This is a genomic window from Acinetobacter sp. A47, from assembly GCF_000805455.1.
Taxonomy (GTDB): Bacteria; Pseudomonadota; Gammaproteobacteria; order Pseudomonadales; family Moraxellaceae; genus Acinetobacter.
In genome coordinates, this window is the sequence record NZ_JSUS01000071.1 from 525430 (window position 1) to 550536 (window position 25107).

Consider the following 25107-nt stretch of genomic DNA (forward strand, 5'->3'; position numbering starts at 1 on the left):
ATTGTTATAATATAACATAGCCAATAAAAGACAATGACTTATGTCACACTCACATAAGGAATTGGACAGTCATTCTCGTTATTAAATGTTACAATTTCATAGCAGCTTGGATCATTTTGAACATTGCGTAATAGCTGGTTATTCAAGGCGTGGCCCGATTTATAACCGTCAAACTTGGCAATGATCTGATGACCAAGCAAATATAAGTCACCGACTGCATCCAAAATCTTGTGGCGGACAAACTCGTCTGCAAAGCGCAAGCCTTCTTCGTTAACCACACCGGTATCGTCAACGCCAATGGCATTGTCCAGACTGGCTCCCAATGCCAGATTATTGGCTTTCAGATAGTCCAGATCTTTCATAAAACCAAAGGTCCGTGCTTCACTGACCTCGTAAACGAAGGTTTCTGTTGAAAAATCGATGGTGGCAGACTGATATTCCTTGGCAAAGGCAGGATGATCAAAATCAATGGTAAAATTGAGCTGGAAGCCGGCATGCGGTGAAAAAATGGCTTTCTTGTCATCGATTAAAGCCTCAACCGGCTTTAAAATGCGGATAAACTTCTTGGGTGCATCTTGTTCGGCCAGTTCACCTTGCATCAGCAAATAGATAAAGGGCCCTGCACTGCCATCCATAATCGGCACTTCAGACGCCGAAACTTCGACGATCAGGTTATCAATCCCCAAGCCGGCAATTGCACTCATGACATGTTCAATGGTGCCTACCTTGATATCTTCGCGCACCAGATTCGAGCACATGAATGCTTCCTGGATTAGCAGGGCATTGGCCGGAATATCTACCGGAGGGTTCAAGTCGATACGGCGAAAGACAATACCTCCATCAATATGGTGTGGAACAAAATTGATCAGCACCTTTTGACCACTGTGCAAACCAATCCCGCTCGCTTTCACCACACGTTTGAGAGTACGTTGTTTCAACATGCCATACCAACTTCATTTGCAAAAACCGATATAACTTAGCATATTTTGCCATTTTAAAAAAATAAAAAAGGAGGCAATTAATTGCCTCCTTTCTCTAAATATATGATTTTATTATTTACGTTGCTGATTTTTCAGGTAGTCCTGAATGCTCATTGGTGACGAACGTGGCGTAGAACTTGGTACTGCAGCTGCTGGTGCATCAGCATTTGTACGTTTACTAATCGCAGGAACATCATCTTCATCTACCGGTTGCTGCGCCGCTTGTGAAGAGGTGACATGCGAAGCGGCTGTACGTCTCTTCTGGTCAACTTCACTTGCATTACGCGTTAAACCGGTCGCAATGACCGTTACACGTAATTCATCACGTGCATCCGGATCAAATACGGTACCGTAGAAAATTTCACCTTCATCGAGGTCAACAATCTGGTTCACCACATCGGTAATGATCTCAGTTTCACGCAGGGTAATATCATCCCCACCGGTGATATTGATCAATACACCTTTCGCATTGATAATATTGACATTATCAAGCAACGGACTACGGATAGCCTGTTCAGCAGCCTGACGTGCACGATCTTCACCGCGTCCCAGACCCGCACCCATCATCGCATAACCACGGGTACTCATCGCTGTTTTCAAGTCAGCGAAGTCGAGGTTAATGTGACCACGGTTGACCACAAGGTCAAAAATACTGCGTACCGCATTTAACAATACATCATCTGCCTTTTTATAGGCATCTTTCATTGAAATATCACCGTAAACGCTTAACAGGCGCTGGTTCGGGATAATAATGAGTGAGTCAACATGAGCTTCTAAGGCATCAATCCCTTTTTCAGCAGACTTTTGACGGCGACGGCCTTCAAAGTTGAATGGGGTGGTTACCACACCAACGGTCAGGATTCCCATTTCCTTGGCCACTTCGGCAACCACAGGAGCTGCACCGGTACCTGTACCACCACCCATACCGGCAGTTACGAATACCATATCGGTGCCTTCAAGGTGCTGACGGATGACTTCACGGCTTTCTTCTGCCGCAATCTGGCCCACTTCCGGATTAGCACCGGCGCCCAGACCGCGGGTACTTTGCTCGCCCAATTGAATTTTGAATGGCGCGTTCATGCTATCCAGTGCCTGTTTATCTGTATTTGCACAAACGAACTTCACGCCTTGAATATCTGATTGCGCCATGTGCTGCACGGCATTACCACCGCCACCACCTACGCCAAATACTGTGAAACGGGCTTGACCGTTGCCATTGTCTAGTTCATCTTCTATAAATTCAAATGAGGCCATGACCTTTAGATTTCCTAATATTAATGGCAGTTACTTCAGCCCGTTACTGCCCTGATTTTTAAACAACTGATGTTTAGGATGCTGTTCAATAATCGCTAGCTTGTCAAGTACAGTGGCTGATTTAGAACAACTTCCTAACAATTTTTCCCAAAAATAACTACAACTTAAAAGATGGCCTTTAACTTGCTATTTAATGCATTCCAACCATTGGCTACCCGGTCAACAAAACTGCGTTCACTGGCTTCTTCCGGTTCTTCCACCGTATCTTGCAAATCACTCTGGCTAAACATCAGCAGGCCTGCTGCAGTGGCGTACATGGAACGACGCAAAGCAGGCAAATGCTGATCATCAGCATACACTTGCAACGGCGGATTCCCCAGATGGGCAGAGACCCCGAGTGTACGGCGTGCCAGATTTACCATGCCTTCAATCTGGCAGGCATCACCGGTCAGTACCACGCCATGGTATAGGCCATGGATCGCACCGCTATGTTCCAGCTCCTCACGGATTGAAGCAAAGATCTCTTCATAACGTGCAATGATGATTTCAGCAAGCTCAATACGACTGATGGTTTGTGTACCATCAATCCCCTGAACCTGAATCATGTGATCCGGCTTGACCACACTCAGGTCAACGCACCCATGTAAAATCTTGATGCGTTCTGCTTCTTCGGTGGTGGTCTGCAAAACGGCAGCAATATCACGGGTAACATTCTCGCCACCACGCGGCAAGGTGCGTGCCAAGGCCAGACGCCCGTCCAGATATACCGCAATATTGGTAATGCCGGCACCAATATCAACCAGACAGACTCCATATTCCTTTTCATCTTTGAGCAGGCTGGCTTCAGCCGTTGCCAGACAAGACACCACCATCTTTTCAACCCCGATATTTGCCCCTTTCATGGCGCGATCAAGGTTTTGCATGGTGCTGATGGGCATCATCATTAACTGATAATGTCCTGTCATGCTATGGGCAGACATATTGACCGGATTCTGCACCCATTCAGCCGAATCACCGAGCTCAAAGCCTAGTGGCACAGCGCTGGCAAGATAGTAATCCGGTGAGACATGACTGGCTTTGGCCAACTCCAGTGCACGCACCACTTCATTTGTCGTAATAATATGATCGTGGTTGGCAACAGGGGTACGGCCTGAGGCATAAAAACTTTGTAATTCAGTACTCGGAATAGACACCCACGCACTATGGATACGGCACTCTGCCATATCCTCTGCTTCGGATACTGCATTCTTAATCGCAGCAATGACCTTGTCCAAGCTGACAATCTTGCCTTTAACCATACCTCGGTTGCGAGCAGTTGCCATGCCAATGACCTGGATCTTGTCCGGTGCATGGATCTTACCAATCAAAACTGAGACTTTATGCGTCCCAATATCAATCGCAACAACTGAGGGAACAGCTTCACTCATTACTTCAATACCATATCTTTAGTGTTGTTTAGGACCACTGCCCTTTATTTTAAGCCACGTATTATGGCTTTGCCTGAATTGCCCCTGCAAGGCTTGTGTCATCAATCGTTACAACTAACTGACCATTGACAATCTTGGGCGGAGCTGCGTTTTTCCACTGAATGGCCAGGCCATTGCGGTAACGCAAGTCAATTGCCGTGATTTTCGGCCATACAGGTTTGAGATCTGTTTGTGCCAAATGGCTCAAGCGCTGGAGCTTGTTCATGGTTTGATCTTGATCGACAATAATGCGTAAACCTGAATCAAACTGCATAAACCAGGTCATGCGCTCGGTTAAATACAATTCTTTCAACCGTAAATTGACCGGATGAAATAATTGATTAATTTCATTATAGCGGCGCATCATCATTTTGGATTGGCTGACCGGCCCGTGTAACAGCGGCAGGTTTGGATGGGCTTGTGGTACAGCCTCACTGAACACATCGCCATTGTCACTGAGCAAGCGCCCTGTTCCCCAACGTGCAATTGCATGACGCGGCATCACCCGCACCCGGATTGCATTTGGCCAAGCTCGTGACACCACCACACGATCAACCCAAGACACTTTTAATGCCTGATCGCGAATCTGTTCCAAATCAGAAGTGAAGTAATTATCTTTAATGACTGGATTCAGGTATTTGACTAATTGTTGGTTTTCAACCTCGGAATGAGTCCCCACGACCTGCAACTCGGCCACCTTGGCATCGGTCATGACTTTATATAGACCGAACACCCCCAAGGCCAGTACAACAAAGGCGATAACAAGCAGTGCCCAGCCGCCCGCGTTCACCATCTTTTGTCGGGGTGAAGGCGGTTTCTCGTGAATCGAGCTAATGGCCGGTCGCGCTTTGCGACGCATAGATGCAGGAAGTTGAGCCATGAAGAATTAAGCCGACTTTGCCAAGGTTTGCTCTAAAATTGCAACACAGAGCTGATCAAAGTTATAACCGACAGCTTGCGCTGCTTTCGGGACCAAGGAATGGCTGGTCATGCCCGGAACCGTATTCACTTCCAGCAACCAGAAATTGCCCTGTTCATCCTGCATGGCATCAATACGGCCCCAGCCCTCCGCTCCTACTGCCTGGAAAGCACGCAAACACAAGGCTTGCAGGCTTTTCTCTTCCGTTTCGCTTAAACCGCAAGGGATGCCATATTGCACATCATTACGTTGGTATTTTGCCTCATAGTCATAGAAGGCCACATCTGCTGGCGGCTGTAAACGAATCACCGGCAAAGGCTGGCCATTCAGGAATGAAATGGTAAATTCACGACCCGTAATCCATTTTTCGGCCATCACCACAGCATCGTGCTGGGTTGCTTTTTCAATCGCAGCGGCAAAGTCTTCTGCTTTTTCAACCTTGCTCATGCCAACGCTGGAACCTTCATGCACAGGCTTGATAATGACTGGTAAACCCAGCTCAGCAATCACAGGCTCCAGATCGGTGTCTTTGGTGATAATGCGGTAAGGTGCGGTCGGCAAATCACTGCCTTGCCAGATCTGCTTGGTTTTGACTTTGTCCATACCAATTGCAGACCCTTGCACGCCAGTCCCGGTATACGGGATATTCAACCATTCCAATACGCCTTGTATCTGGCCATCTTCACCGCCACGGCCATGCAATACGATAAAGGCACGGTCATAGCCCACCAGTTCAGTCACACTACGATCTTGCGGATCAAATGCTTCTGCCTGTACACCCGAACGCAACAAGGCCTCTAATACGGCCTGACCACTGTCTAATGACACAGCACGCTCAGCCGATTTCCCACCCAATAACACAGCAACTTTGCCGAATTTTGCAGCATTTGACACGTTTATATCCTTAAAACTTTTCTAAATTTCTAAATCTTCCCAAACGTCCCTTTATGAAAAAGGCGCACTCCTTTTTTTAATGAAGGAGGCCGGGATGAATTTTCTAAAACTATTCGGCATACAGGCGATGCTGGGCCAATTCTACCGAAATTGCCCCCACGTTGCCTGCGCCTTGTGTTAATAACAGGTCATTTGCTTGTAACACTTTTTGTAAAACGTTCGGCAAATTGCCTTCTACCGGATCGACCAGAATCGGTTCGACCTCACCACGCAGGCGAATGCTACGGGCCAGCGCACGGCTATCGGCACCGACAATCGGCTTTTCACCAGCAGGATAAACTTCTAGCAATAATAACTGATCGACTTGCGATAACACATCCACAAAGTCATCAAAACAGTCGCGGGTACGGCTAAAACGGTGGGGCTGGAACAGCATCACCAAACGGCGGTCCGGATGGCTGGCACGGGCTGCCTTAATGGTTGCTTCAACTTCTTTCGGGTGATGACCATAATCATCTACCAGTTTCACCAGACCGTCACCCACTTCAAACTCGCCCTGTACCTGGAAGCGGCGGCCTACCCCGCTAAAACCTTCCAGTGCACGGCAAATCGCACCATCAGACACCCCTTCATCGGTTGCGACCCCAATTGCAGCCAGTGCATTCAGGACATTATGCAGACCCGGTTGATTGATGGTGACACGTAACGGTTCGCGATCCTTACGCAATACGGTAAAGTGTGAGCGCATACCTTCCTGCTCAACATCAATCGCACGGATGTCATTACCTTCATCAAAGCCGTAAGTTAATACCGGACGCCCCACACGCGGTAAAATCTCGCGAATATTGGCATCATCCCCACACACCACAGCCAAGCCATAGAATGGCAGGTTATGCAGGAACTGGATAAAGGTATCTTTTAATTTGTCAAAGCTACCTTCATAGGTATCCATGTGATCTGCATCGATATTGGTTACAATTGCGGCCATCGGCTGCAAATATAGGAAAGATGCATCTGACTCATCCGCTTCTGCCACAATAAAACGGCTTTCACCTAAAGCAGCATTCACACCGGTACTATTCAGCAAACCGCCAATCACATAAGTTGGATCAAGGTTTTCTTCTGCCAGCATGGTGGTCAATAAACTGGTGGTGGTGGTTTTACCATGGGTTCCAGCAACGGCAATACCATGGCGGTAGCGCATCAACTCACCCAGCATTTCTGCACGACGCACGATCGGGGTACGCTGTTCAATTGCTGCCTTGATCTCCGGGTTTTCAGGGTCAATCGCCGTCGAAACCACCAGCACATTGGCATTTTTAATATTTTCTGCCGAGTGGCCGATATAAACTTTAATTCCGTTGGCTTCAAGCTGAGCTGTGGTTTTTGAAGCTTTGATGTCCGAGCCCGAGATTTTATACCCCTGGTTACTCAGGACCTCGGCAATACCGCACATCCCCGCCCCTCCAATACCAACAAAGTGGATATTTTTAATACGGCGCATTTCTGGCACTTTAATCAGCTTTTTGGCTTGGTTTGGATTTGTAGGAGACATAAATAAACTCGAATTACAATTTCTTAATCAGTTCAACCACATGCTGTGTTGCATCCGGTTGTGCTTGTTGACGTGCTTTAATCGCCATTTCAGACAGGAGCTGGCGATTGAGCAGACTGGCAAATAGTTCATCCAGAACCGCAGGACTCATTTCTGCTTGCTGGCAAATCTTTGCAGCACCGGCATTGGCCAGATGTTTTGCATTGGCAGTCTGATGGTCGTCCACCGCGATCGGTAAAGGAACAAATACTGCTGCCAGACCCGCTGTTGCCACTTCCGTCACGGTTAAAGCACCAGCACGGCAAATAATCAAATCAGCATCACTATAGGCCTTGGCCATATCATGGATAAATGGCTCAACCTGGACATGCAGGCTTTCAGGCGCACCTTGATATAATGCACGCGTGGCATCCTGCTTATTTTGCCCGCACTGATGAAACACATTGAGCGGGACATTGACCTTTTTCAAGGCTTGCGGCAGGCGTTCATTTAAGGCCTGTGCCCCCAGTGAGCCGCCTACAATCAATATATTCAGGGGCTGCTGTTCCTGTTCACGGCTCTGGTAGCGCCATGACGGATTCAGAATCGCAGTGATTTCGGCACGGACCGGATTGCCTGTGGTGACCACTTTATCACTGTTTGGGAAAGTCTCCGGAAAAGCCTGACATACGGTCTTGGCAATACGTGCCAGCTGGGTATTGGTAAAGCCGGCAATGGCATTCTGTTCATGGATCAGTACGGGAATGCCGAGTAACCGTGCCGCCAAACCGCCAGGACCAGCCACATAGCCGCCAAAACCGGCCACAGCATCAACTTTCAGCTGTTTCATATAGCGCATTGCGCTTAAGGTTGCTTTTAAAATTTTAAACGGCGCACTGAGTTTGCGGATCAGGCCATTGCCGCGTACACCTTGGATATCGATCTGGTAAATCGGGATATTTTGATCTTTGAGCAACCGGTTTTCCATACCCGTAGGCGTCGCCAACCAAGAGACCTGACAGCCCTCTTGTTGCAGTTGTCTGGCAACCGCAAGCGCAGGAAAAACATGTCCACCTGTACCAGCGGCCATCATCATGACATGTTTGGGTTTGTTCTGTGGTGAATTGGTCACGGTTTAATTCTTCAACTCAAAAAAAGGTTATCGTCTATTGTTTTCGGGCGTTATTTTAATCCTAAAGCCTTATTCACGAAAAGCGAATTTCACTTGTTTACAACAGAAAGCCCGGCTTTTTTCGATTGTTTGTTAAAAACAAGTGACTGCCGATATCTAAATGCCCGTTTGCATCCAGAATTCGGGTTTATGCAAACGGGCAATTGGGTCAAAAAACAGAATCGTGCTACTTGTCTGGACGGCCAGCTTCCAGTACTGCAAACAGGTCATCGGCGATGGAAGTGCCAAATTGGCTATCAATTTCGCGGATACAGGTTGGACTAGTAACATTAATTTCGGTCACATAATTACCGATCACATCCAGCCCCACAAACACCAGCCCCTTTTCACGCAGGAAGGGTCCGACTTTGGCCGCAATCAGTTTATCGTTTTCAGTCAGTGGTCGTGCTTGACCTAAGCCACCTGCTGCCAGGTTACCGCGTACTTCACCATTTTGCGGAATCCGTGCCAGACAGTAAGGCACCGCTTCGCCATTGACCATCAGGATACGTTTATCACCTTCTACAATCTCGGGAATATAGCGCTGTGCCATGATTGGACGTGTACCCATCTCGGTCAGCATTTCCAAAGTCGACCCGATATTGACCCCGTCCTGATACAAACGGAAAATCCCCATGCCGCCCATACCATCTAGAGGCTTCACAATCACGTCGCCATGTTGCTTGATAAATTCACGAATCAGGCTTTGTTGTGAGGTCACCAAGGTTGGGACCTGCAGCTCCGGGAACTGCGTTGCAAACAGCTTTTCATTACAGTCACGCAATGATTGTGGTTTATTGATAATCCACGCTCCTTCACGCTCCGCCTGTTCCAGAATATAAGTGGTATAGACAAAATTCATGTCAAATGGCGGGTCTTTACGCATCAGTACCACATCGTAATCGGCCAGCGATTCTTTGCGTTTCTCCCCTAACTCGTAATAGTGGCTGTAATCTTCAAATACCTTGAGTGGCGAGATCAGACCGAAGGCTTTACCCTGATCGATATATAAATCGTGCTGCAATGCATAACCCAGTTCATGTCCGCGACGGCTGGCCGCCCATAACATGGCCATGGTGGAATCTTTTTTAAGATTCACGGTTTCGATCGGGTCCATCACTACCAGTACACGCATAATCTGACGCTCGTATTTTTTAATCTTGGCAAAAAGTATAGCGAAGTTTACGCTCAATCGTGAAACAAGTTGTGTAGGCGCTGCTTTTGACCTGAGCTGCCATAGCGCTGATTGCAACGGGAGGGTATTTTTTTATTATTCGGCGCCAGCTGACAGGTTTGGCACACTTCAATACAGCTAAATGAAGCCGACATAATACCGTCACTGGCACAGCGTTTGGCAAGTTAAACCGCCCCTTGCCTAGCGCTGAGAGATTTAAAAAATCATCCTTTCAAACCATTATCACCTGTTTCACAGATTTGGGCTTATCGTGTCATTTGCTTCGGATAGGGAAATCACCCGTTGACCCGGCTTGAACCCGTCATTTCCCTTCTCCATAGCTTAAAACAGCCTTAGCCAAAAAGCCTTTGAATATCTTGGGCAATCTTTTCAGGCTTGGTGATCGGTGAATAGCGTTTGATAACCTCACCCTGCTGATTGATCAGGAATTTGGTGAAATTCCATTTAATACGTTCACTGCCCAAAATTCCCTTGGCTTCAGCAGTGAGATATTGATACAGAGGATGTGCGGTTGGACCATTTACATCAATCTTGGCAAACATCGGGAAAGACACACCATAATTACGCTGACAGAAGCTGCCAATTTCTTCATTGCTGGACGGGTCCTGATTGGCAAACTGGTTACACGGAAAACCTAGAATCACCAGACCTTGCTGTTGATAGTCCTGATATAACTTTTCCAGCCCTTCAAATTGTGGGGTCAGACCACACTGGCTGGCCGTATTGACCACCAATAATATTTTACCTTGATATTCGGAAAGCTTTTTCTGCTCACCTTCTAACAGTTCCGCCTGAAAATCATAAATCTTGCTCATCGATATGCGCTCCTCTATCCCGTTACGGATGTACTCAAAAATATGCTGCTTAACAAGTCAGCCTGCTTATTTAATATTGCACACAATTATCTTGCACACAAGTTAATTATGCACAATATACTTTTAGTGCATTTCAATTTATACTAATGGCCTAACAATCGAGTCGAGGAAAATCATCATGGCTGAAGTGTCATTTCTGGATAATCAAGTATGTTTTGCCATGTATTCCGCGACCAATGCCATGATTCGCCAGTATCGCCCCTTGCTTCAGCAACATGACCTGACCTATCCACAATTTATCGTGTTGCTGGCTTTGTACGAACAGGACAATGTGATGTTGTCAGAGATTGGGCAAAAGACTTTTTTTGACTCGGGGACGCTGACACCGATTATTAAAAAACTTGAAGAAAAACAGTTTTTAAAGCGTGTTGCAGTCAAAGAAGATGAGCGCATGAAAAAAGTGGTGTTGCTGGAAAAAGCACTCGCTTCAAAAGACGAGATTACCGCGATTCCGTTTAAACTCGCCTGCGCTTTAGGCATGGAGCAGAATGATCTGCTGGCGATTCATAACTTATGTCATCGTTTTTTAAACGGTTTGGAAAAAGCTAAAAACCAAAGTCTGGACAATTAAATGCAGCAAGCCATTGTCGGTTTCCATCTCGATGAACAAGCACATTGGGTTGCTGATCTCGCCTGTGGGCATGGGCAACATGTGCGTCATGATCCACCGTGGCAAAATCGCCCGTGGGTGTTGACGGAGCAAGGACGAAATGAAAAATTAGGGGTGATGCTGGAATGCAAGAGGTGTGAACAGATAAAATCCGGGTAAGTGAACGTGTATTCAGTTTGTATTCGATCAGAAAAACCGGAGCGTATTTTCAAACCAAAAGGTCAAAGCCTTGCATGGGGTATTTAAAAAGTCTGGGGCTGATCAGCCGTGGTTTTTTTACGCTTATCATTTAAACAGATTGTCTCTACTTACCCACCACAAATATTCATCAGGATGCTACACCGTTCAGGGCTAAATTAAGATTTAATTTTAAATACAAGAAATTTGCAAAGACCTCAGGAGATCAGAATATGCAGAAGAAAAATGTTGGCATTATATTTGGAGGAAAATCTACCGAGCACGAAGTTTCGCTCCAATCTGCAAGAAATATTGTTGATGCAATAGACCGAGAAAAATTTGATGTGACATTAATCGGTATCGATAAAAATGGAATATGGCACCTCAATGAAAGTACACATTTTTTATTAAACTCGGACAATCCTTCTCTGATCGCACTTCATCAATCTGGACGCAATATTGCGTTAATTCCAGGAAAAAATGAGCAGCAGATTATAGAATTTCAAAACAAGACCCTCTCTCAACTGGATGTCATTTTTCCAATCGTCCATGGAACACTTGGAGAAGACGGTTCATTACAAGGACTGCTAAGAATGGTGAACCTTCCTTTTGTAGGTTCCCAAGTCCTCAGTTCAGCGATGTGTATGGATAAAGATATAACAAAAAGATTATTAAGAGATGCAGGTTTAAACATCGCACCTTTCATAAAATTAACGAAAAAGCATAGAAAGGACATAAACTTTGAAACTGCCAGTGCCCAGCTTGGCTGCCCATTATTTGTAAAACCGGCCAACCAGGGGTCTTCTGTGGGGGTCAGTAAAGTCACGTCCCGAGATGAATTTGAGGCAGCCTTAGATACGGCATTCAAGTACGACAATAAAATATTGATTGAACAAGGTATTGATGGCAGAGAAATTGAATGTGCCGTTATCGGTAATGCCGAGCCTTTAGCCAGCGTTTGCGGAGAAATCGAACTGGAAGATAGCTTTTATTCTTATGACACAAAATATATTAATGACAAAGGTTCCACAGTCACGATACCTGCAAATATTCCAGATGAAATCAGCCAGAAAATCAGGGCTATCTCGATAAAAGCTTATGAGGTTCTGGAATGTACAGGACTGGCACGCGTTGATGTTTTTTTAACAAAAAATGGAGATGTTTTTATTAATGAAATAAATACCTTGCCAGGTTTTACCAATATCAGTATGTTTCCAAAACTATGGGAAGCAAGCGGGTTAAATTACTCCGATCTCATTACCCGTTTGATAGAACTGGCAATTGAACAGCATCATCATGATGCCCAGCTCCAAAATACTGTTTTGTTAAATAGCAGTATATAAGTTTTTGATGGTATCTTATTATTTTGATGTCAGTTTTATTTAGCTGTAGCAGTTATTTCCTGCTGCCACAGCTTTGCTCTTTTACTTTTACACTATTGTGCTTAAAACCCCCAAAGCCTTGTAGCAGCTTTAAACATTAACACTTGGCTCATCTCATTCAGGCGTTGCTTTTTATGATTTCAAGCAGTAAAGTAGCGGCTGTTAAAAATACGCCTGTAGTGGTACCAAACCAGAATATTTAGCTTTTATGAATAGGCCAAATAACCTACATAAGATGAACCAATACTTTTAAAACCTATTTGCCGATAAAGCGCTACCGCAGAGTGGTTATCCCGATCAACAATCAGATGTGCCATACGACCACGATCAATGATCTGGTTCACTGCAAATGCCAGTACACGCGCAGCATAACCCTGCCGCCGATAGCCGGGAAATGTATATGTTCCACCAAGATTCACCAGACGGCTGGTTTCAATCCCGAAGCGGACGATAGAAACGATCTGTCCCTCAAGTTCATGAACAGCCACTTTAGCCTGCTGTATAAGCAGCTCCCAATCCGGGGTTTCAGCCACCGAACGTTCCTGATTATAGAGATGCTGGTATTCAATCAGCCGCGGAATATCTGATCGAGTTGCCATGCGTCCCTCCGCCTGAGGTAAGTGAAACTCCCTGACCATGACCGATTGCTCATATCCTTGCAACAGGTTTACTTGATCTGTCAGCATAGAAGGCAATATCTCACCTCCAAAAGAGGTCGTGACAATCCGGCGGGGTTGAAGTTTAAACATTTCCGAACCAAGTAATCTGGCCGAGTCACTCTGTTCTGGTAACCAGAAACAGGTCCCGCCAGCACAGACGACTGCAACCTCCAGGAGCCTATCTTGTTGTTTTGAATCATATGACCGTAGCAGTTGCCAGGGCGCCTCAATGCCTTGCGTCTGTGGCAAAAATGCAGTAATCGCTATTGAGTGCTCGAATCGGCTATCCAGCCACTGGGCAATCAGCCGGGCTTCTTTCTGCGTGGTGAGAGGGCCTGTTCTTATGCTCCCAACCGTATCTTTTGGCCATCTTTTTTGCATCCTGTTTTAACTCCCGTAACTCTTCATTTTTATCTTGTGATGTTCCATTTGCTCCCCCCTGTTCTATATTCTGTTTTTTATAAAGACACCTCTGTATACTGTGTTACTGATAGAGCTATTGATCAGTCCAATGTTCCAAAAACGAAAAATTCAATGTATAAAATTCTTTTCATCCTGTTGTTAGGCTGCTTAGCTACGGCCTGTATGAATTCAAGCTATATTGACCGCCCCGATCAATACTTCAATCTGCTGGGTGAAAGCAAAGCTTTCGAAAATTTCGTCAATCAACTTGAACCGAAAGAGACACCGCAGCTCAGCAATCAATTTTGGAATGACGAATTTCCCAAACTTGATTTTTATGACCAAAGCCTAATATTTCCACAAAATGGCATCGAAATGCTGTTAAAGAATAAGAAAATTGTCTCGATCAAGTTATATCTTCCTGACCAGGCAGTTTCTTTTGCCAATTATAAAGGACACAAATTACCCCCTCGGTCTTTTCAGTGATGACTCCGAAAAACAGGTAACGGAAAAACTGAAAACCCATAAAGATACCAATACCAATCCTCATCGGCACGTCAAAGAATTTGAAACGGAAAAAGCCAGTGTGGCGATTGATCAGGCAACCGGAAAAATCATTTACATCGAACTACATGAGCATCCCCTACAAAACTAGAACATTAAGTGATTAATTAAAATGGATAACCTAGAATGAAAAAGCGACTTAAATCGATATGCGCCGGTATGCTGCTACTGCAAGCGAGTCACAGTTTTGCAGATCAAAAGATCAGCGTAGAAGAAAAAGCCGTTTATCAAGATATCGGTGCATTATTGTTAGGGCAGTCAAAAGATACTCAAGTGACCTCCACCCCTGACGGTGTTTATATTGAATCGTTATTTTGCAGAAAGCAGACCCCAGCATTGACCGCTTTATTAAAAGACCGTCTGGCCATCCAGCAGGATCAGGCCCTCATTGCTCTTTTCCAGAAGATGTTTTGTGCACCGGCAGATGCTGACTCGCAAGTGAACTTAAGTGCTTTTTCAAACCAAATTCAGGATCCGCTTCCCTTTAGTTTGGCTACTTATAGGGGAATGCAAGCATTAGGACACTGGTCTCTCAATGATTCTATCGTCCTTTCCACCACCCCGGCCAAACAAGTTGAAGTCAATATGTTTGGAATCAATCCTAGACTGGTGTCAAACTCGGTGCTGTACTGGGAAGTTGTATCCCCAATCCATGTCCGGGTCTGGTATGGCATGTTTAAAATGGCGCCTTCCGATGCGATCATCTATGAATTTGAATATGCTGACCAGCACTGGACACTGACTCACTTATGGTCAAGTAGCCGCTTGTAAGAGAGCCGCCAGAAATAAAAAAAGGAAGCCTCTGCTTCCTTTTTTACACCTAAAACCTAGATGCCATATTTTTCACGATACGCCTGCATATTGGCCAAAGCGTCTTTTTCGCCTTTGGCATCCAGATAATCCATCAAATCTGTCATGGTAATTAAGGCATGCACCGGAATTTCGAGTTCTTTTTGCACTTCCTGAATCGCAGAAAGCTCGCCCTGACCGCGTTCCTGACGATCTAGCGCAACCAGCACACCGGCAATTTCCGCACCGGCATTTTTCAAGATGGTCACCACTTCACGGATTGCAGTCCCTGCCGTAATCACATCATCAATGATCCAGACTTTTTGACCCGCAACTGAGGCACCCACCAGTACGCCACCTTCACCATGATCTTTGGCTTCTTTACGGTTAAAGCCCCATGGCACACTTTTGCCATGAACCTGAGATAAAGCCACGGCGGTTGCGGCCACAAACGGAATCCCTTTATAGGCCGGGCCAAAAATCACACCGACATTGTCACACTGAACCAGTTTGTCGGCATAGCCTTGTGCCAGCAAAGACAGTGCTTCACCATCGTTGAGCAAACCCGCGTTAAAGAAATAAGGACTGACACGGCCTGATTTTAAGGTAAACTCACCAAATTTAAGCACACCACGTGATAATGCGAGTTCGATAAAAGCTTGCGGATGAAATGACACAGGCGTTGTCATATAAGGTGCTCCAAATTCTTCAATTGAGGTTAAACAGACGTATGATACCAAAGGATAGCTATCCAAGTGATGTAAAAATTCTTCGAGTCGTTTCAATTAACGTAAATGGCCTGCGTGCTTCTGTCACCAAAGGCCTGCTCGAATGGCTGGAGCAGTCTGGTGCAGATGTGGTGTGTATGCAGGAAAGCCGCATTACCCATGAGCAATGGACCGATAAATTTAAGCCTGAAGGATGGTACACCCACTTGTTCCCTGCCGAACGTGCAGGCTATGCAGGTACAGCCATTTATAGCCGCTTACCTTTTGTATCCGTGACCACGGGGCTGGGCTTTGAACTGGCCGATACGCAAGGCCGCTTTATTTCGGCCGAATTTGATTTAGGGCTGTCACAAACCGTTCATATTGCCTCGTTATACTTGCCATCAGGATCAAGTGGTGATGAAGCACAGGCACGCAAAGACGTGTTTTTGAAAGAGTACGCGCAAGTACTGAAACAATGGCGCGACCAGAATAAATCCATCATCGTATGTGGCGATTACAATATCGTGCATAAGCGCATCGATATTAAAAACTGGTCGGGTAACCAGAAATCGTCTGGCGTATTGCCGCATGAACGTGCCTGGCTCGACCATATTTATGATGAACTGGGCTATGTCGATACCTTCCGTGAGGTGCGACCTGAAGCAGAGTTGTACTCATGGTGGTCAAATCGTGGTCAGGCCCGTGCGAAAAATGTCGGGTGGCGTATCGACTACCATGCCTGCTCGCCAGACTGGAAAGCCCGTACTGTAAATGCATGGGTATATAAAGATCAATGGTTTAGCGATCATGCGCCCGTAATTATCGACTATAAAATACACGAATAAGTGAACACTTGTTCACTTTGACCGCTTCTTTAGCTTACATAACTTGTCGCTTTTGAGTATTTTTATTTACCTGCTAGAACGGCATTATAGCTTCACGGCACAGGGAAGCGGTCAGGATGACCAGAAAGGGATAGGACGCCGTAGGAAGATAAAATAAACTTGGTTCAAGTTTATTTACATGGATGAGACATTGGACGTTGAAATGAGACCCGCATAATCAGGAAGATTAAATGCGGGTTTTCTCTTTTTTGATATTAGATATTTTCTGTTTATTTTGTCATTCGCCATTTTGAGCATTGCATCACGATTGAACCGCTCTACCGATAAACTTAATAAAAAATTTCAACTGGCGTACCGGCTGCTTTTTGCGTTAGGCTTTCATCCATATTTTTCACTCTTTCTATGGTTTTTTCTCATGTTTAAAATTTATGGTATTAAAAATTGTAATTCGATGAAAAAAGCCTTTGATGCATTACAGGCAAAAGGGATCAATTACGAGTTTCATGATTATAAGAAACAAGGCATTGATGCCGACACTTTAGCAATCTGGTTAAAAGAAATTGGGGCAGATAAAGTCTTGAATAAAAAAGGCACCACCTGGCGCAAATTAACTGCTGACGAGCAAACACACGCGACCAGCAATGAACATAACCTGATTGCAACCCTGATGGCCCAGCCTAGCCTGATCAAGCGTCCTGTACTGCAAACCCCAAACGGCTTTGTGATTGGTTTCGATGAAGCAGCTTATCAAGCGCTATCTGCTTAAACCAGAATAAACGGCAGATACAAAAAAACCGGGTCATGAAACCCGGTTTTCTTATTTATATCTTGTATTTAGTTGGCACGAATCCAGGTCTGGTTACGGCCCAGTGCAGCTACACCAATATAACCACGCAGTTTCAGCTTTTTACCGCCTTCAAGAATTTCAGCTTTTAACTTGTAGGTTTTGCCATTTTTCGGATCGATGATCGAACCCTCATCATAATTGACGCCACCAACATTTTTCAGGCCATGCACGATGGTCACGCCTTTTAGCGGCTTGTTGTGATAAGGGCCTTCGCATTTAGAGCAGGCATTTTCCTGACCTGCTACCAGATATTTCTGAATAGACGCCGTGAGAGTGCCATCCTTTTGCTCGGTAAACTTTACGATCGCCTTGGGCTGCTTTGTTTCATCATCAATGGTTTGCCAAACACTGCCGTTCAGCGCATCTGCCGCATTGGCAAAAGTTGTTAAACCAAGCAATCCAAATGCTAAAGCAATTTTCTTCATTTTTGTAATATCCTTAAGGGGTCTTTCAAACTCAAAGTATTGAGAAGTTCAAACAATATTGCAATTCTTGATTATGACTATTTGGTATAACCTGCGTAAGAGTGACATACCCCACTATTTTTCATTTTTTATCATCATGCGTAGGCGCTACTTATATTCAAGAACTTTGTTATTGCTCTACCTCTCTAACAATATGGAAAAATTATGAAATTTGCTACTGTTTGGAAATATTATTTTACTGAATCTTTACTTAAAGCCACGATACGTACCCCCAGCCAGCTGAACCTGTCTCCCAATGCCCTGCGTCCTCTGCTCGACCAGTTCTGCCGGGTATTTCCACACAATCCAACAGTACAAATCCGTCCGTTGCGGTTAGCAGGGGTACGGGGCGAGGAAATCAAGGCACAAGCTGCAGCGACACAGCTGATATTCCATATTCACGGCGGAGCCTTCTTTCTGGGCAGTCTCAATACCCATCGTGCCCTGATGACCGATATTGCAGCACGTACCCAGATGCAGGTGATTCATGTTGATTACCCGCTGGCACCGGAACATCCTTTTCCCGAGGCCATTGATGCGATTTTTGATGTCTATCAGGCCTTGCTGGTACAGGGCATCAAACCCAAGGACATTATTATTTCCGGAGACTCATGTGGTGCCAACCTCGCTCTGGCACTGTGCCTGCGCCTGAAGCAGCAAGCGGAACTGATGCCAAGCGGTCTGATTCTGATGTCGCCTTATCTGGATCTTACCCTGACCAGTGAATCATTGCGCTTCAACCAGAAACATGATGCATTGCTTTCCATCGAGGCCCTACAGGCTGGCATCAACTACTATCTTGGCGAACATGTTCAGGCCGACGATCCGCGTGTTTCACCATTATTTGACGATCTGGCAGGCTTACCCCCAACGCTGGTACAGGTCGGTTCCAAAGAAATCTTGCTGGATGACTCCAAACGCTTTAGGGAAAAGGCGGAACAGGCAGGTGTTGCAGTGGACTTCAAGCTTTATACCGGGATGTGGCATAACTTCCAGATGTTTAATGCCTGGTTCCCTGAAGCTAAACAGGCACTGGCCGATCTTGCCGAATTTGCCCATGCCCTGGATCGCGACTAAAACCGGATAAAGACATGTAAAAAATGGTCAGCTGATGCTGGCCATGGTCATTGTTCTTCCACTTTGGTCAGATGCCAACAAAAACCATTGAATATTATAATAACCAACTATTTTTTAAGATATTTTTCCGGTAAAAACGGGTATATTTTGTCTTGGCAGCAGACTTCTTTCCCGCGCTAAAGATGCTATTGTTATTTTCATCAGCCTCCCTCAACAGGTTGATGACGGATAACCAGTTACCACGAATCTGATTGCATAAAAGGATGCATGCCCATGATCAGGATTCATTTACACCGGTCAACTGAGGCAAGAAGATGGAGCTGGGAGCTGTCCTGGAAACGTCATATTGTCGCCAATTGGACCCAGCTTAAAAAAAGTATTTTATTACTGATACTCGCGGCCTTGATGAACCTGTTCTGGATCATCTGGGATATTGTGGTGTTAATCAATCCTGAGTATGCCGAATGGGTACACCTCAGACTGGTTCGGTCCCAGTTATGCACCAGCCTGATCATGCTGGTTGTTCTGAGCGTGCTGGTTATTCCCTGCCATCTGTTTAGGGAGCAGCACTGGGCACAGGAAATACTGCCAATCCTGAATGTACAGGTCTTTACTGCCATGCTGTGCCATAACAGTTATCTGGTCGGCAGTTTTAGCCCCGCAACCATGGTGGGCTATGTCAGTATCGTCGGGGTCGGGCTGGTACTATTTGACCGGCGCATGGTGTATTGCGCCCTGATTCCTGCCACACTGGCACTGCTATTTTGTAATTATCTGAGCATGACGGGTGTTCTGACTTACGCACCGCTATTTAATATGCAGCATCTTAATCAGACGGTCATGCACCCCTTCTGGGTCGCCAGCATGCTGTTTTTTCTGGTACCGATCTTGCTGGCCTGCCTATTTCTGTTTGAAGTTTTACTGACCCAATGGCGCACCCGCGAGCAGACGATCCAGAATTTAAGCCGTCTCGATCCATTGACCAATGTCTTGAACCGGCGCAGTATTGGCCATTATCTAGACAGATTACACCAGCAACCGGAGCAACAATATTCGATTGTGCTGCTCGATTTAGACCATTTTAAAAATATTAATGATCACTTCGGGCATACGATGGGAGATCAGGTTCTGATCCGGGTGGCGCAATGTCTCACAGCCCATGTCCGGGAACACGACCTTATTGGACGTTTTGGCGGTGAGGAATTTATCGTGTTACTGCCCAATACCGCGACTGCTCAGGCACATCAGCTTGCCGAACGCTGTCGGCTAGCGATCTCCCGGTTAGGTTTTATTACGCAGCAGCGACAGGCATTTACCGTGAGCGCCAGCTTCGGGGTCAGCAGCTCACTCAGTGACGATGAGCTACATCTGGTTATTAGTCAGGCAGATCAGGCCCTGTATGCAGCAAAAGCCGCAGGGCGTAATCAGGTCAGAAGCTTTACTGACCTGATCAAGAGTTAGAAAGTGCAGGATTGATTTGCCTTCACTTGAGTGCCGGTCAGACTTTTAAAAATTCTGTACGCTGTTGGCGGTAGGGTTCGTCAAAAGGCACAAACTGCTGTTCTTGCCTGGCTTCGGCAATCCATTGCTGCACTGAAGGCAAAGCCAGTATGGTCTGCATATAATTTTGGCTGGATGCCGAAAGTGGCAACTGATAACAGTCAAAGCGCATCACCACTGGCGCGTAAAATGCATCTGCAATACTGAATTCGCCACATAAAAAGCCATCTTCTGTCGCACGCTGTGACCAGATCTGCTCAATCCGGGCCACATCAGCACGCAACTGGGCATGGTCAGACCAGAGCTGCCGGCCAATATGCGTCAGGTCAGCCTCGACATTCATGGGACAAAGATTGCGTAATGCCTGAAAGCTGCTGTGCATTTCGGCACTGATACAACGCGCCTTGGCACGTAAGCTTTGATCTTGTGGCCATAAGCCATGTTCAGGATGCTGCTCTGCCAGATACTCACAAATCGCCAGCGTATCCCAGACCACCCGTTTTCCATCTACAAGTGCAGGTACTTTGCCGGTCGGATTCAGTTTGAGAATTTCTGTTTTAAACTGGCTATCTGCGTCAAAGCTATCAAACCGGATCAGTTGTTCCTGAAATGGTATGCCCGCCTGTTTCAATAAGATCCACGGACGCATGGACCAGGTTGAGTAGTTTTTATTGCCTATAAAGAGTTGGTACATATTTATTATTTTCCTTTAAATAAAGCCAGTTGTTGTAATAGCTCTGCTTTCTGGAAGGCACCGGTTAAACGTAGCGAGCGAATTTCCTGTTGCTGCTGGTCCAGAAATAAATAGGTCGGCGGTCCCAAAATATCCCACTGGGCTAACAGGGCCTGATGTGATGCATCGTATTGGCTTAAATCCAGTTTAATCAGATAATAACCCGCTAACGCCTGCTGCACCTCGGCATCTTTTAAAATACGATGCTCAATCGGCTGACATGCCACACACCAGTCTGCATAGACATCAATCACGATGCCACGGTCTTTCGGGGCATGGGCGAGAATCTGCCGGAACTCGTCTGCTGTGTGTGCCACATGCCATTCAGCCAGCTTGTCTGCCTGAACTGAACTCAGGCTCTGGATATGCTGGTATTGGTTAAAAGCCAAGCCGGGAATCACTAAAACCAGCAAGAGCGCATATAGCCATTGCAGTCTGGATTTCTGCCCGAACAGGCGATAAACCGCATAGATAATAAAGGCCAGCCCCAGAATTAAACTCAGGATCTGAATGACAAGTTCTGGCAATAAAGGACGAATGAAATAAATGCTCAAGGCCAGCATCAGGAATGCAAAAATCACCTTGATCTGGTTCATCCAGTCACCCGCCTTAGGTAAGGCTTTTGCCCCTAACACGCTGGCCAGCAGCAAGGGAATACCCATCCCGAAGCCAAGCGTAAAGAGTAGTAATGCGCCCTGCCATTGATTTTGTGTTTGCGAGATAAACAGCAATACCCCGGCCAGCGGTGCTGTCATGCATGGCCCAACCAGCAGTGCGGAGATCATGCCCATGGCACCGGCGCCGACCAGCGTGCCACCTTTTTGATTGGATTGCATCTGATCAAGCCGGTTGACCCAACGCTGTGGCAGTTTGAGTTCAAACAGACCAAACAGGTTCAGGGCAAACACCACAAACAACAGACTAAACGCAATCAGGGTTGCAGGTTGCTGTAACCAGCGCTGGAAATTCAGTCCTGCTGCAGAGGCAATTAAACCGAGTACCGCATACACCAGTGCCATGCTGACCACAAAGGTCAGCGCAATTGACCAGGCTTTCACGCCTTTATTGTCACGTACAATCAACGAGGTCAGGATCGGCAGCATCGGCAAAGAACACGGCGTAAAAGCCAGTAAAATGCCTAGGCCCAAAAATAATAAAAGACTATAAGCGAGCGAATGTTGTTCCAGCGCACTTGACCATTTCTGGTCTTGGGCCAGCACACCCGGGTTGCCTGATGAGGTTGGCTCTGCGGCTGTTTCAGCCTGTACTGCCTCATCTACAGGCTGTTGTGCATTAAAGGCACTGGAAGAACGTGCCACATCCAAAAAGCTTTTTTGTGTATTAGCGCTGACATTCTGGGCACTGACCAGACCATCCGCATCGGTCTGGAATTCAATATGCTGTGGCGGATAGCAAATCCGGTCTTTGGCACACCCCTGCCAGGTGACACGATAGTGCTGCGATGCCTGAGTCGGAATACTGAATTCAGCTTGCTGATAATAAACCTGGCTATGGCCATAGTTTTCATCATATTGCTCAACCGCTTTGGGCAGTTTCAGGGCAACCGGTTGATTGCCCTGCCTTACTTCAAATTTATGCTGATAGAGATAGTAATTGGGCTGAATCGACCAGTGTAACCGTGCCTGATTCACTTGAGTCGATTCAACCGTAAATGCAAATGCCTGTTCAGGACTGAGTAAGGGTGCCGATACATGCTCCTGGGCATAGGTCAATGACCCACATAACCATACTAATGTCCCCAGAAAATAACGCATCCGTGCAGAACCTTCTCCACCTTGAACAGACAATTTCATGCTCATCTCACTCGTTTTCTCCCGAATCTCCTTCCCACTGCTGTAGAAGTGAATTTAAGAGAATTCAGGTGCATTGTTATTAGAATAAAACCGATACGCCGAAGCCACCGTTATAGCTTTTCTGGTTGCCATTGAGATCCACTCCAATGCTGGCATCCAGTTGCGTACGGTTATTCAGGGCATAGACCAGACCTGTACCTAGACCATATTCATAGTCCTGACTCTCGGCTTTACGGTAAATAAATTCCGAGAACCCGGACAATTTACCTGCGATCTTATAGTCAATTGTTGGGACAGCGGTCACCGCCCAATTGCTGTTTTGCGCTTCATAGCGCATGGTAATCGAAGTCCCGATCAGGTCGCTGAACTCATAAGCAACTGCTGAGCTTAAGCTATAAATATCATCATGATTGCTAAACTCATCATTACCCGTTGCAATGATGGCTTCTGCCAGTACAGCCATAGATAAGCGGTCATCATTGAGATCAATGGCTTTTTTCAAACCAATGCTGACATCCCCCAAACCATTGGTTTCCTTTTTCATGCCGGCACGTTTGTATTGCTGCCAGACCGGTCCTTGCCAGCCCAGTTGCAATTCAAGACCATCTGCCAGACCGGTACGCAACAACATATCGCCATTCAAGGTCAGGGTCTTATCTTTGACGCCATCGACATTGCCTTCCTGATAGCTGACGCTTGGCAGGCTTTGTTCCCATGCCAGTTTGCCAACAGGAGTAATGCCTGTGCCCATACCTGCACCAGGACGGTCAAAGGAGAAATCAGCCGCAAAAGCTGTGCTTGCCATCAGCGATACCGCAATCACGCTTAAAGTTTGAAATGTTTTCATCATGTTCCTCTTGCTTTGGTGTAGGCTGGGCTTATGCACCTAGCTCTTTTGACATTTTTGCGCCACGTTGACGTAACAATTTCAGTGTTGCCCGCTCTTCTGGCAATGATTCTGACCAGTCAATTTCATCAAACTCACAATCAAAGAACAGCTGGCTGATTGAGGATAAAACAGTTAAGCCTTCTTCATCACGGGTGTTTGGATCGACATCTTCGTCAAGTAAACGTTGTACCACCGGCACACAAGCCGAACTTGCAGCATCCCAAAGCGGCCCATAAAACTCTTCAGCATCCCATAAGTGCAAATTGGCTTTGGCCTGAATCAGGGCATCTAAAATATCCAGATAAACCTGAAGTGATTGTTGCTTTTCTTGTTCGCTTAATGGCTGGCCTGCTTCATACGCTTCGCAAATTGTTTCCCACCAGCTGAATAAACCATCACAAATCACCGATACAGGTGGCCCCTGTTCCGGATCAATAAAATTCGGGTCGAGACCTTCAGCAAGTAAAGATTGCACCTGGTCCACATCGAGTTGTTGTATGGCTTGCACCAAGGCCTGCTGTTGGTTATTTAACATGACCAGTTCTCACAATATTTTTTAATGCAGGTATTATGCCGAATATCCTGACAGGTTTTTATAAAACCGCTAAAAAATCATGTATAAATTTGATACAGGCATAAAAAAAGCCCCAAATGAGGCTTCTTTTATGCGTTGATGTTTACGCTTCGTCATCTACTTTTACAGCATCATCTGCATCGACATATTCGGGTAAACCGCCACGGTGATGATCTTTTTTCTCATAAAGATGCTCCAGACTGCGTTTTAATTTATCAATTGCACCATGAATCGAGTTATCAATATTTGCTGCTTTATGTGTTACGGCCACAGGTTTCAGACCTGCCGGACGGGCCTCGATCATACAACGCTTGTCATGCTCGCCCGTTTTATCCCCATTTTCATCACTAATATGAACCGAAAAATGCGTAATACGCTCGCTATAACGCTGGAATTCCTGTGTAAGTTCTGCACGAACATAACTAATTAAACGTTCACTACCTTGAATGTTTTTATCTGTACGGATTTCAATATTCATAAATATCTTCCTCTCTTTTTCGGTGAGACGGTGCTACAAAACTTTCTTATTCAGCACACTTCGAGCATGCAATCATTCAATGCAGTTGTATATTCTGATTATGTAAATGCTGCTGGTCTCCTCGCTTTTCATCTATTGATTTTCAGTGGTTAAGAAGATCTTCTATAATTCCAATATCTGTCTTTCCTGCAAAATATGCAAGCTGATTTTTGACATTTTTATTAAAACGTAAACAAAAACTCCTTTAACTTTACAGCTTTTTCGGCATGACCTGCCTTCTATAATTATTTTGTACTTTCGCTCCG

26 protein-coding genes are annotated in these 25107 nt (G+C 45.9%); 9 read left to right on the plus strand and 17 right to left on the minus strand.

Going from position 1 to position 25107, the window contains the following annotated elements; genetic code table 11:
• Positions 1 to 38: 38 nt before the first annotated feature.
• From lpxC to OC23_RS17930, 9 genes are all read right to left on the minus strand, one after another.
• Entirely contained in the window at positions 39 to 941 is a 903-nt protein-coding gene (lpxC, locus tag OC23_RS17890) for a UDP-3-O-acyl-N-acetylglucosamine deacetylase (RefSeq protein WP_038346320.1), read from the minus strand.
• Between the two features lie 111 nt (positions 942 to 1052).
• Complete coding sequence (gene ftsZ / locus OC23_RS17895) at positions 1053 to 2234, minus strand: cell division protein FtsZ (RefSeq protein WP_038346321.1); 1182 nt, start codon at positions 2232 to 2234, stop codon at positions 1053 to 1055.
• A 164-nt stretch (positions 2235 to 2398) separates the two neighbouring features.
• Positions 2399 to 3661: a cell division protein FtsA gene (gene ftsA, locus OC23_RS17900; RefSeq protein ID WP_038346322.1), complete on the minus strand. Its 1263-nt coding sequence runs from the start codon at positions 3659 to 3661 to the stop codon at positions 2399 to 2401.
• Between the two features lie 61 nt (positions 3662 to 3722).
• Entirely contained in the window at positions 3723 to 4580 is an 858-nt protein-coding gene (locus OC23_RS17905; protein ID WP_038346323.1) for a cell division protein FtsQ/DivIB, read from the minus strand.
• 6 nt (positions 4581 to 4586) lie between these two features.
• The gene (locus OC23_RS17910; RefSeq protein ID WP_038346324.1) at positions 4587 to 5513 is read right to left on the minus strand and encodes a D-alanine--D-alanine ligase; all 927 of its coding nucleotides are present in this window, start codon (positions 5511 to 5513) and stop codon (positions 4587 to 4589) included.
• Positions 5514 to 5622: 109 nt separating this feature from the next.
• Entirely contained in the window at positions 5623 to 7068 is a 1446-nt protein-coding gene (murC, locus tag OC23_RS17915) for a UDP-N-acetylmuramate--L-alanine ligase (protein ID WP_038346325.1), read from the minus strand.
• Positions 7069 to 7081: 13 nt separating this feature from the next.
• The gene (gene murG / locus OC23_RS17920) at positions 7082 to 8179 is read right to left on the minus strand and encodes an undecaprenyldiphospho-muramoylpentapeptide beta-N-acetylglucosaminyltransferase (RefSeq protein ID WP_081407343.1); all 1098 of its coding nucleotides are present in this window, start codon (positions 8177 to 8179) and stop codon (positions 7082 to 7084) included.
• 226 nt (positions 8180 to 8405) lie between these two features.
• A complete protein-coding gene (gene gshB / locus OC23_RS17925) occupies positions 8406 to 9353 on the minus strand; it encodes a glutathione synthase (protein ID WP_038346326.1) in 948 nt (315 codons plus the stop codon).
• 392 nt (positions 9354 to 9745) lie between these two features.
• Positions 9746 to 10228, minus strand: coding sequence for a glutathione peroxidase (locus OC23_RS17930; RefSeq protein WP_038346327.1), 483 nt, complete (start codon positions 10226 to 10228; stop codon positions 9746 to 9748).
• A 178-nt stretch (positions 10229 to 10406) separates the two neighbouring features.
• Here OC23_RS17930 and OC23_RS17935 point away from each other — a divergent pair, with 178 nt between their 5' ends.
• The 3 genes from OC23_RS17935 to ddlA all read left to right on the plus strand — a co-directional run bounded on the left by OC23_RS17935 (position 10407) and on the right by ddlA (position 12418).
• Positions 10407 to 10859, plus strand: a complete 453-nt coding sequence (locus OC23_RS17935) for a MarR family winged helix-turn-helix transcriptional regulator (RefSeq protein WP_038346328.1) — start codon at positions 10407 to 10409, stop codon at positions 10857 to 10859.
• On the plus strand, positions 10860 to 11057 hold the full coding sequence (locus OC23_RS17940; protein ID WP_038346329.1) for a DUF3565 domain-containing protein: 198 nt from the start codon (positions 10860 to 10862) through the stop codon (positions 11055 to 11057).
• A gap of 251 nt (positions 11058 to 11308) precedes the next feature.
• Positions 11309 to 12418: a D-alanine--D-alanine ligase gene (ddlA, locus tag OC23_RS17945; protein ID WP_038346330.1), complete on the plus strand. Its 1110-nt coding sequence runs from the start codon at positions 11309 to 11311 to the stop codon at positions 12416 to 12418.
• A gap of 245 nt (positions 12419 to 12663) precedes the next feature.
• Here ddlA and OC23_RS17950 read toward each other — a convergent pair whose 3' ends face one another.
• Positions 12664 to 13497, minus strand: a complete 834-nt coding sequence (locus OC23_RS17950; protein WP_052209192.1) for a GNAT family N-acetyltransferase — start codon at positions 13495 to 13497, stop codon at positions 12664 to 12666.
• 460 nt (positions 13498 to 13957) lie between these two features.
• On the opposite strand from OC23_RS17950, the gene OC23_RS19555 reads away from it, so the two are divergent.
• Both OC23_RS19555 and OC23_RS17960 read left to right on the plus strand, forming a co-directional pair.
• Positions 13958 to 14173 (plus strand): hypothetical protein, encoded by a 216-nt coding sequence (locus tag OC23_RS19555; protein ID WP_227505576.1) that lies wholly within the window; start codon positions 13958 to 13960, stop codon positions 14171 to 14173.
• A 35-nt stretch (positions 14174 to 14208) separates the two neighbouring features.
• Positions 14209 to 14853, plus strand: a complete 645-nt coding sequence (locus OC23_RS17960) for a hypothetical protein (protein ID WP_038346331.1) — start codon at positions 14209 to 14211, stop codon at positions 14851 to 14853.
• Between the two features lie 56 nt (positions 14854 to 14909).
• Here the strand turns inward: OC23_RS17960 and pyrE are convergent, their stop codons facing one another.
• On the minus strand, positions 14910 to 15560 hold the full coding sequence (gene pyrE, locus OC23_RS17965; protein WP_038346332.1) for an orotate phosphoribosyltransferase: 651 nt from the start codon (positions 15558 to 15560) through the stop codon (positions 14910 to 14912).
• A 41-nt stretch (positions 15561 to 15601) separates the two neighbouring features.
• On the opposite strand from pyrE, the gene OC23_RS17970 reads away from it, so the two are divergent.
• On the plus strand, positions 15602 to 16426 hold the full coding sequence (locus tag OC23_RS17970) for an exodeoxyribonuclease III (RefSeq protein WP_038346333.1): 825 nt from the start codon (positions 15602 to 15604) through the stop codon (positions 16424 to 16426).
• A 415-nt stretch (positions 16427 to 16841) separates the two neighbouring features.
• Positions 16842 to 17192, plus strand: coding sequence for an arsenate reductase (locus OC23_RS17975; RefSeq protein WP_038346334.1), 351 nt, complete (start codon positions 16842 to 16844; stop codon positions 17190 to 17192).
• Positions 17193 to 17260: 68 nt separating this feature from the next.
• Here OC23_RS17975 and OC23_RS17980 read toward each other — a convergent pair whose 3' ends face one another.
• A complete protein-coding gene (locus OC23_RS17980; protein ID WP_038346335.1) occupies positions 17261 to 17698 on the minus strand; it encodes a DUF2147 domain-containing protein in 438 nt (145 codons plus the stop codon).
• Between the two features lie 204 nt (positions 17699 to 17902).
• Between OC23_RS17980 and OC23_RS17985 the strand changes: the two genes are divergently transcribed.
• Positions 17903 to 18814: an alpha/beta hydrolase gene (locus tag OC23_RS17985; protein ID WP_038346336.1), complete on the plus strand. Its 912-nt coding sequence runs from the start codon at positions 17903 to 17905 to the stop codon at positions 18812 to 18814.
• A 273-nt stretch (positions 18815 to 19087) separates the two neighbouring features.
• Complete coding sequence (locus OC23_RS17990) at positions 19088 to 20275, plus strand: GGDEF domain-containing protein (protein ID WP_038346337.1); 1188 nt, start codon at positions 19088 to 19090, stop codon at positions 20273 to 20275.
• Between the two features lie 37 nt (positions 20276 to 20312).
• Here OC23_RS17990 and OC23_RS17995 read toward each other — a convergent pair whose 3' ends face one another.
• The 5 genes from OC23_RS17995 to OC23_RS18015 form a co-directional block, all read right to left on the minus strand.
• A complete protein-coding gene (locus OC23_RS17995; RefSeq protein ID WP_038346338.1) occupies positions 20313 to 21008 on the minus strand; it encodes a glutathione S-transferase family protein in 696 nt (231 codons plus the stop codon).
• Positions 21009 to 21013: 5 nt separating this feature from the next.
• Complete coding sequence (gene dsbD / locus OC23_RS18000; protein ID WP_038346339.1) at positions 21014 to 22861, minus strand: protein-disulfide reductase DsbD; 1848 nt, start codon at positions 22859 to 22861, stop codon at positions 21014 to 21016.
• A gap of 79 nt (positions 22862 to 22940) precedes the next feature.
• A complete protein-coding gene (locus OC23_RS18005; RefSeq protein WP_161792310.1) occupies positions 22941 to 23708 on the minus strand; it encodes a transporter in 768 nt (255 codons plus the stop codon).
• A gap of 31 nt (positions 23709 to 23739) precedes the next feature.
• The gene (locus OC23_RS18010) at positions 23740 to 24285 is read right to left on the minus strand and encodes an ankyrin repeat domain-containing protein (RefSeq protein WP_038346341.1); all 546 of its coding nucleotides are present in this window, start codon (positions 24283 to 24285) and stop codon (positions 23740 to 23742) included.
• Between the two features lie 142 nt (positions 24286 to 24427).
• Entirely contained in the window at positions 24428 to 24802 is a 375-nt protein-coding gene (locus tag OC23_RS18015) for an HPF/RaiA family ribosome-associated protein (RefSeq protein ID WP_038346342.1), read from the minus strand.
• Positions 24803 to 25107 lie beyond the last annotated feature (305 nt).

Coding starts and splice junctions, on each gene's coding strand:
- lpxC (WP_038346320.1), bottom strand. CDS start 941: ATGTTGAAACAACGTACTCTCAAACGTGTGGTGAAAGCGAGCGGGATT.
- ftsZ (WP_038346321.1), bottom strand. CDS start 2,234: ATGGCCTCATTTGAATTTATAGAAGATGAACTAGACAATGGCAACGGT.
- ftsA (WP_038346322.1), bottom strand. CDS start 3,661: ATGAGTGAAGCTGTTCCCTCAGTTGTTGCGATTGATATTGGGACGCAT.
- OC23_RS17905 (WP_038346323.1), bottom strand. CDS start 4,580: ATGGCTCAACTTCCTGCATCTATGCGTCGCAAAGCGCGACCGGCCATT.
- murC (WP_038346325.1), bottom strand. CDS start 7,068: ATGTCTCCTACAAATCCAAACCAAGCCAAAAAGCTGATTAAAGTGCCA.
- gshB (WP_038346326.1), bottom strand. CDS start 9,353: ATGCGTGTACTGGTAGTGATGGACCCGATCGAAACCGTGAATCTTAAA.
- OC23_RS17930 (WP_038346327.1), bottom strand. CDS start 10,228: ATGAGCAAGATTTATGATTTTCAGGCGGAACTGTTAGAAGGTGAGCAG.
- OC23_RS17935 (WP_038346328.1), top strand. CDS start 10,407: ATGGCTGAAGTGTCATTTCTGGATAATCAAGTATGTTTTGCCATGTAT.
- OC23_RS17940 (WP_038346329.1), top strand. CDS start 10,860: ATGCAGCAAGCCATTGTCGGTTTCCATCTCGATGAACAAGCACATTGG.
- ddlA (WP_038346330.1), top strand. CDS start 11,309: ATGCAGAAGAAAAATGTTGGCATTATATTTGGAGGAAAATCTACCGAG.
- OC23_RS17950 (WP_052209192.1), bottom strand. CDS start 13,497: ATGCAAAAAAGATGGCCAAAAGATACGGTTGGGAGCATAAGAACAGGC.
- OC23_RS17960 (WP_038346331.1), top strand. CDS start 14,209: ATGAAAAAGCGACTTAAATCGATATGCGCCGGTATGCTGCTACTGCAA.
- pyrE (WP_038346332.1), bottom strand. CDS start 15,560: ATGACAACGCCTGTGTCATTTCATCCGCAAGCTTTTATCGAACTCGCA.
- OC23_RS17970 (WP_038346333.1), top strand. CDS start 15,602: ATGATACCAAAGGATAGCTATCCAAGTGATGTAAAAATTCTTCGAGTC.
- OC23_RS17975 (WP_038346334.1), top strand. CDS start 16,842: ATGTTTAAAATTTATGGTATTAAAAATTGTAATTCGATGAAAAAAGCC.
- OC23_RS17980 (WP_038346335.1), bottom strand. CDS start 17,698: ATGAAGAAAATTGCTTTAGCATTTGGATTGCTTGGTTTAACAACTTTT.
- OC23_RS17985 (WP_038346336.1), top strand. CDS start 17,903: ATGAAATTTGCTACTGTTTGGAAATATTATTTTACTGAATCTTTACTT.
- OC23_RS17990 (WP_038346337.1), top strand. CDS start 19,088: ATGATCAGGATTCATTTACACCGGTCAACTGAGGCAAGAAGATGGAGC.
- OC23_RS17995 (WP_038346338.1), bottom strand. CDS start 21,008: ATGTACCAACTCTTTATAGGCAATAAAAACTACTCAACCTGGTCCATG.
- dsbD (WP_038346339.1), bottom strand. CDS start 22,861: ATGAAATTGTCTGTTCAAGGTGGAGAAGGTTCTGCACGGATGCGTTAT.
- OC23_RS18005 (WP_161792310.1), bottom strand. CDS start 23,708: ATGAAAACATTTCAAACTTTAAGCGTGATTGCGGTATCGCTGATGGCA.
- OC23_RS18010 (WP_038346341.1), bottom strand. CDS start 24,285: ATGTTAAATAACCAACAGCAGGCCTTGGTGCAAGCCATACAACAACTC.
- OC23_RS18015 (WP_038346342.1), bottom strand. CDS start 24,802: ATGAATATTGAAATCCGTACAGATAAAAACATTCAAGGTAGTGAACGT.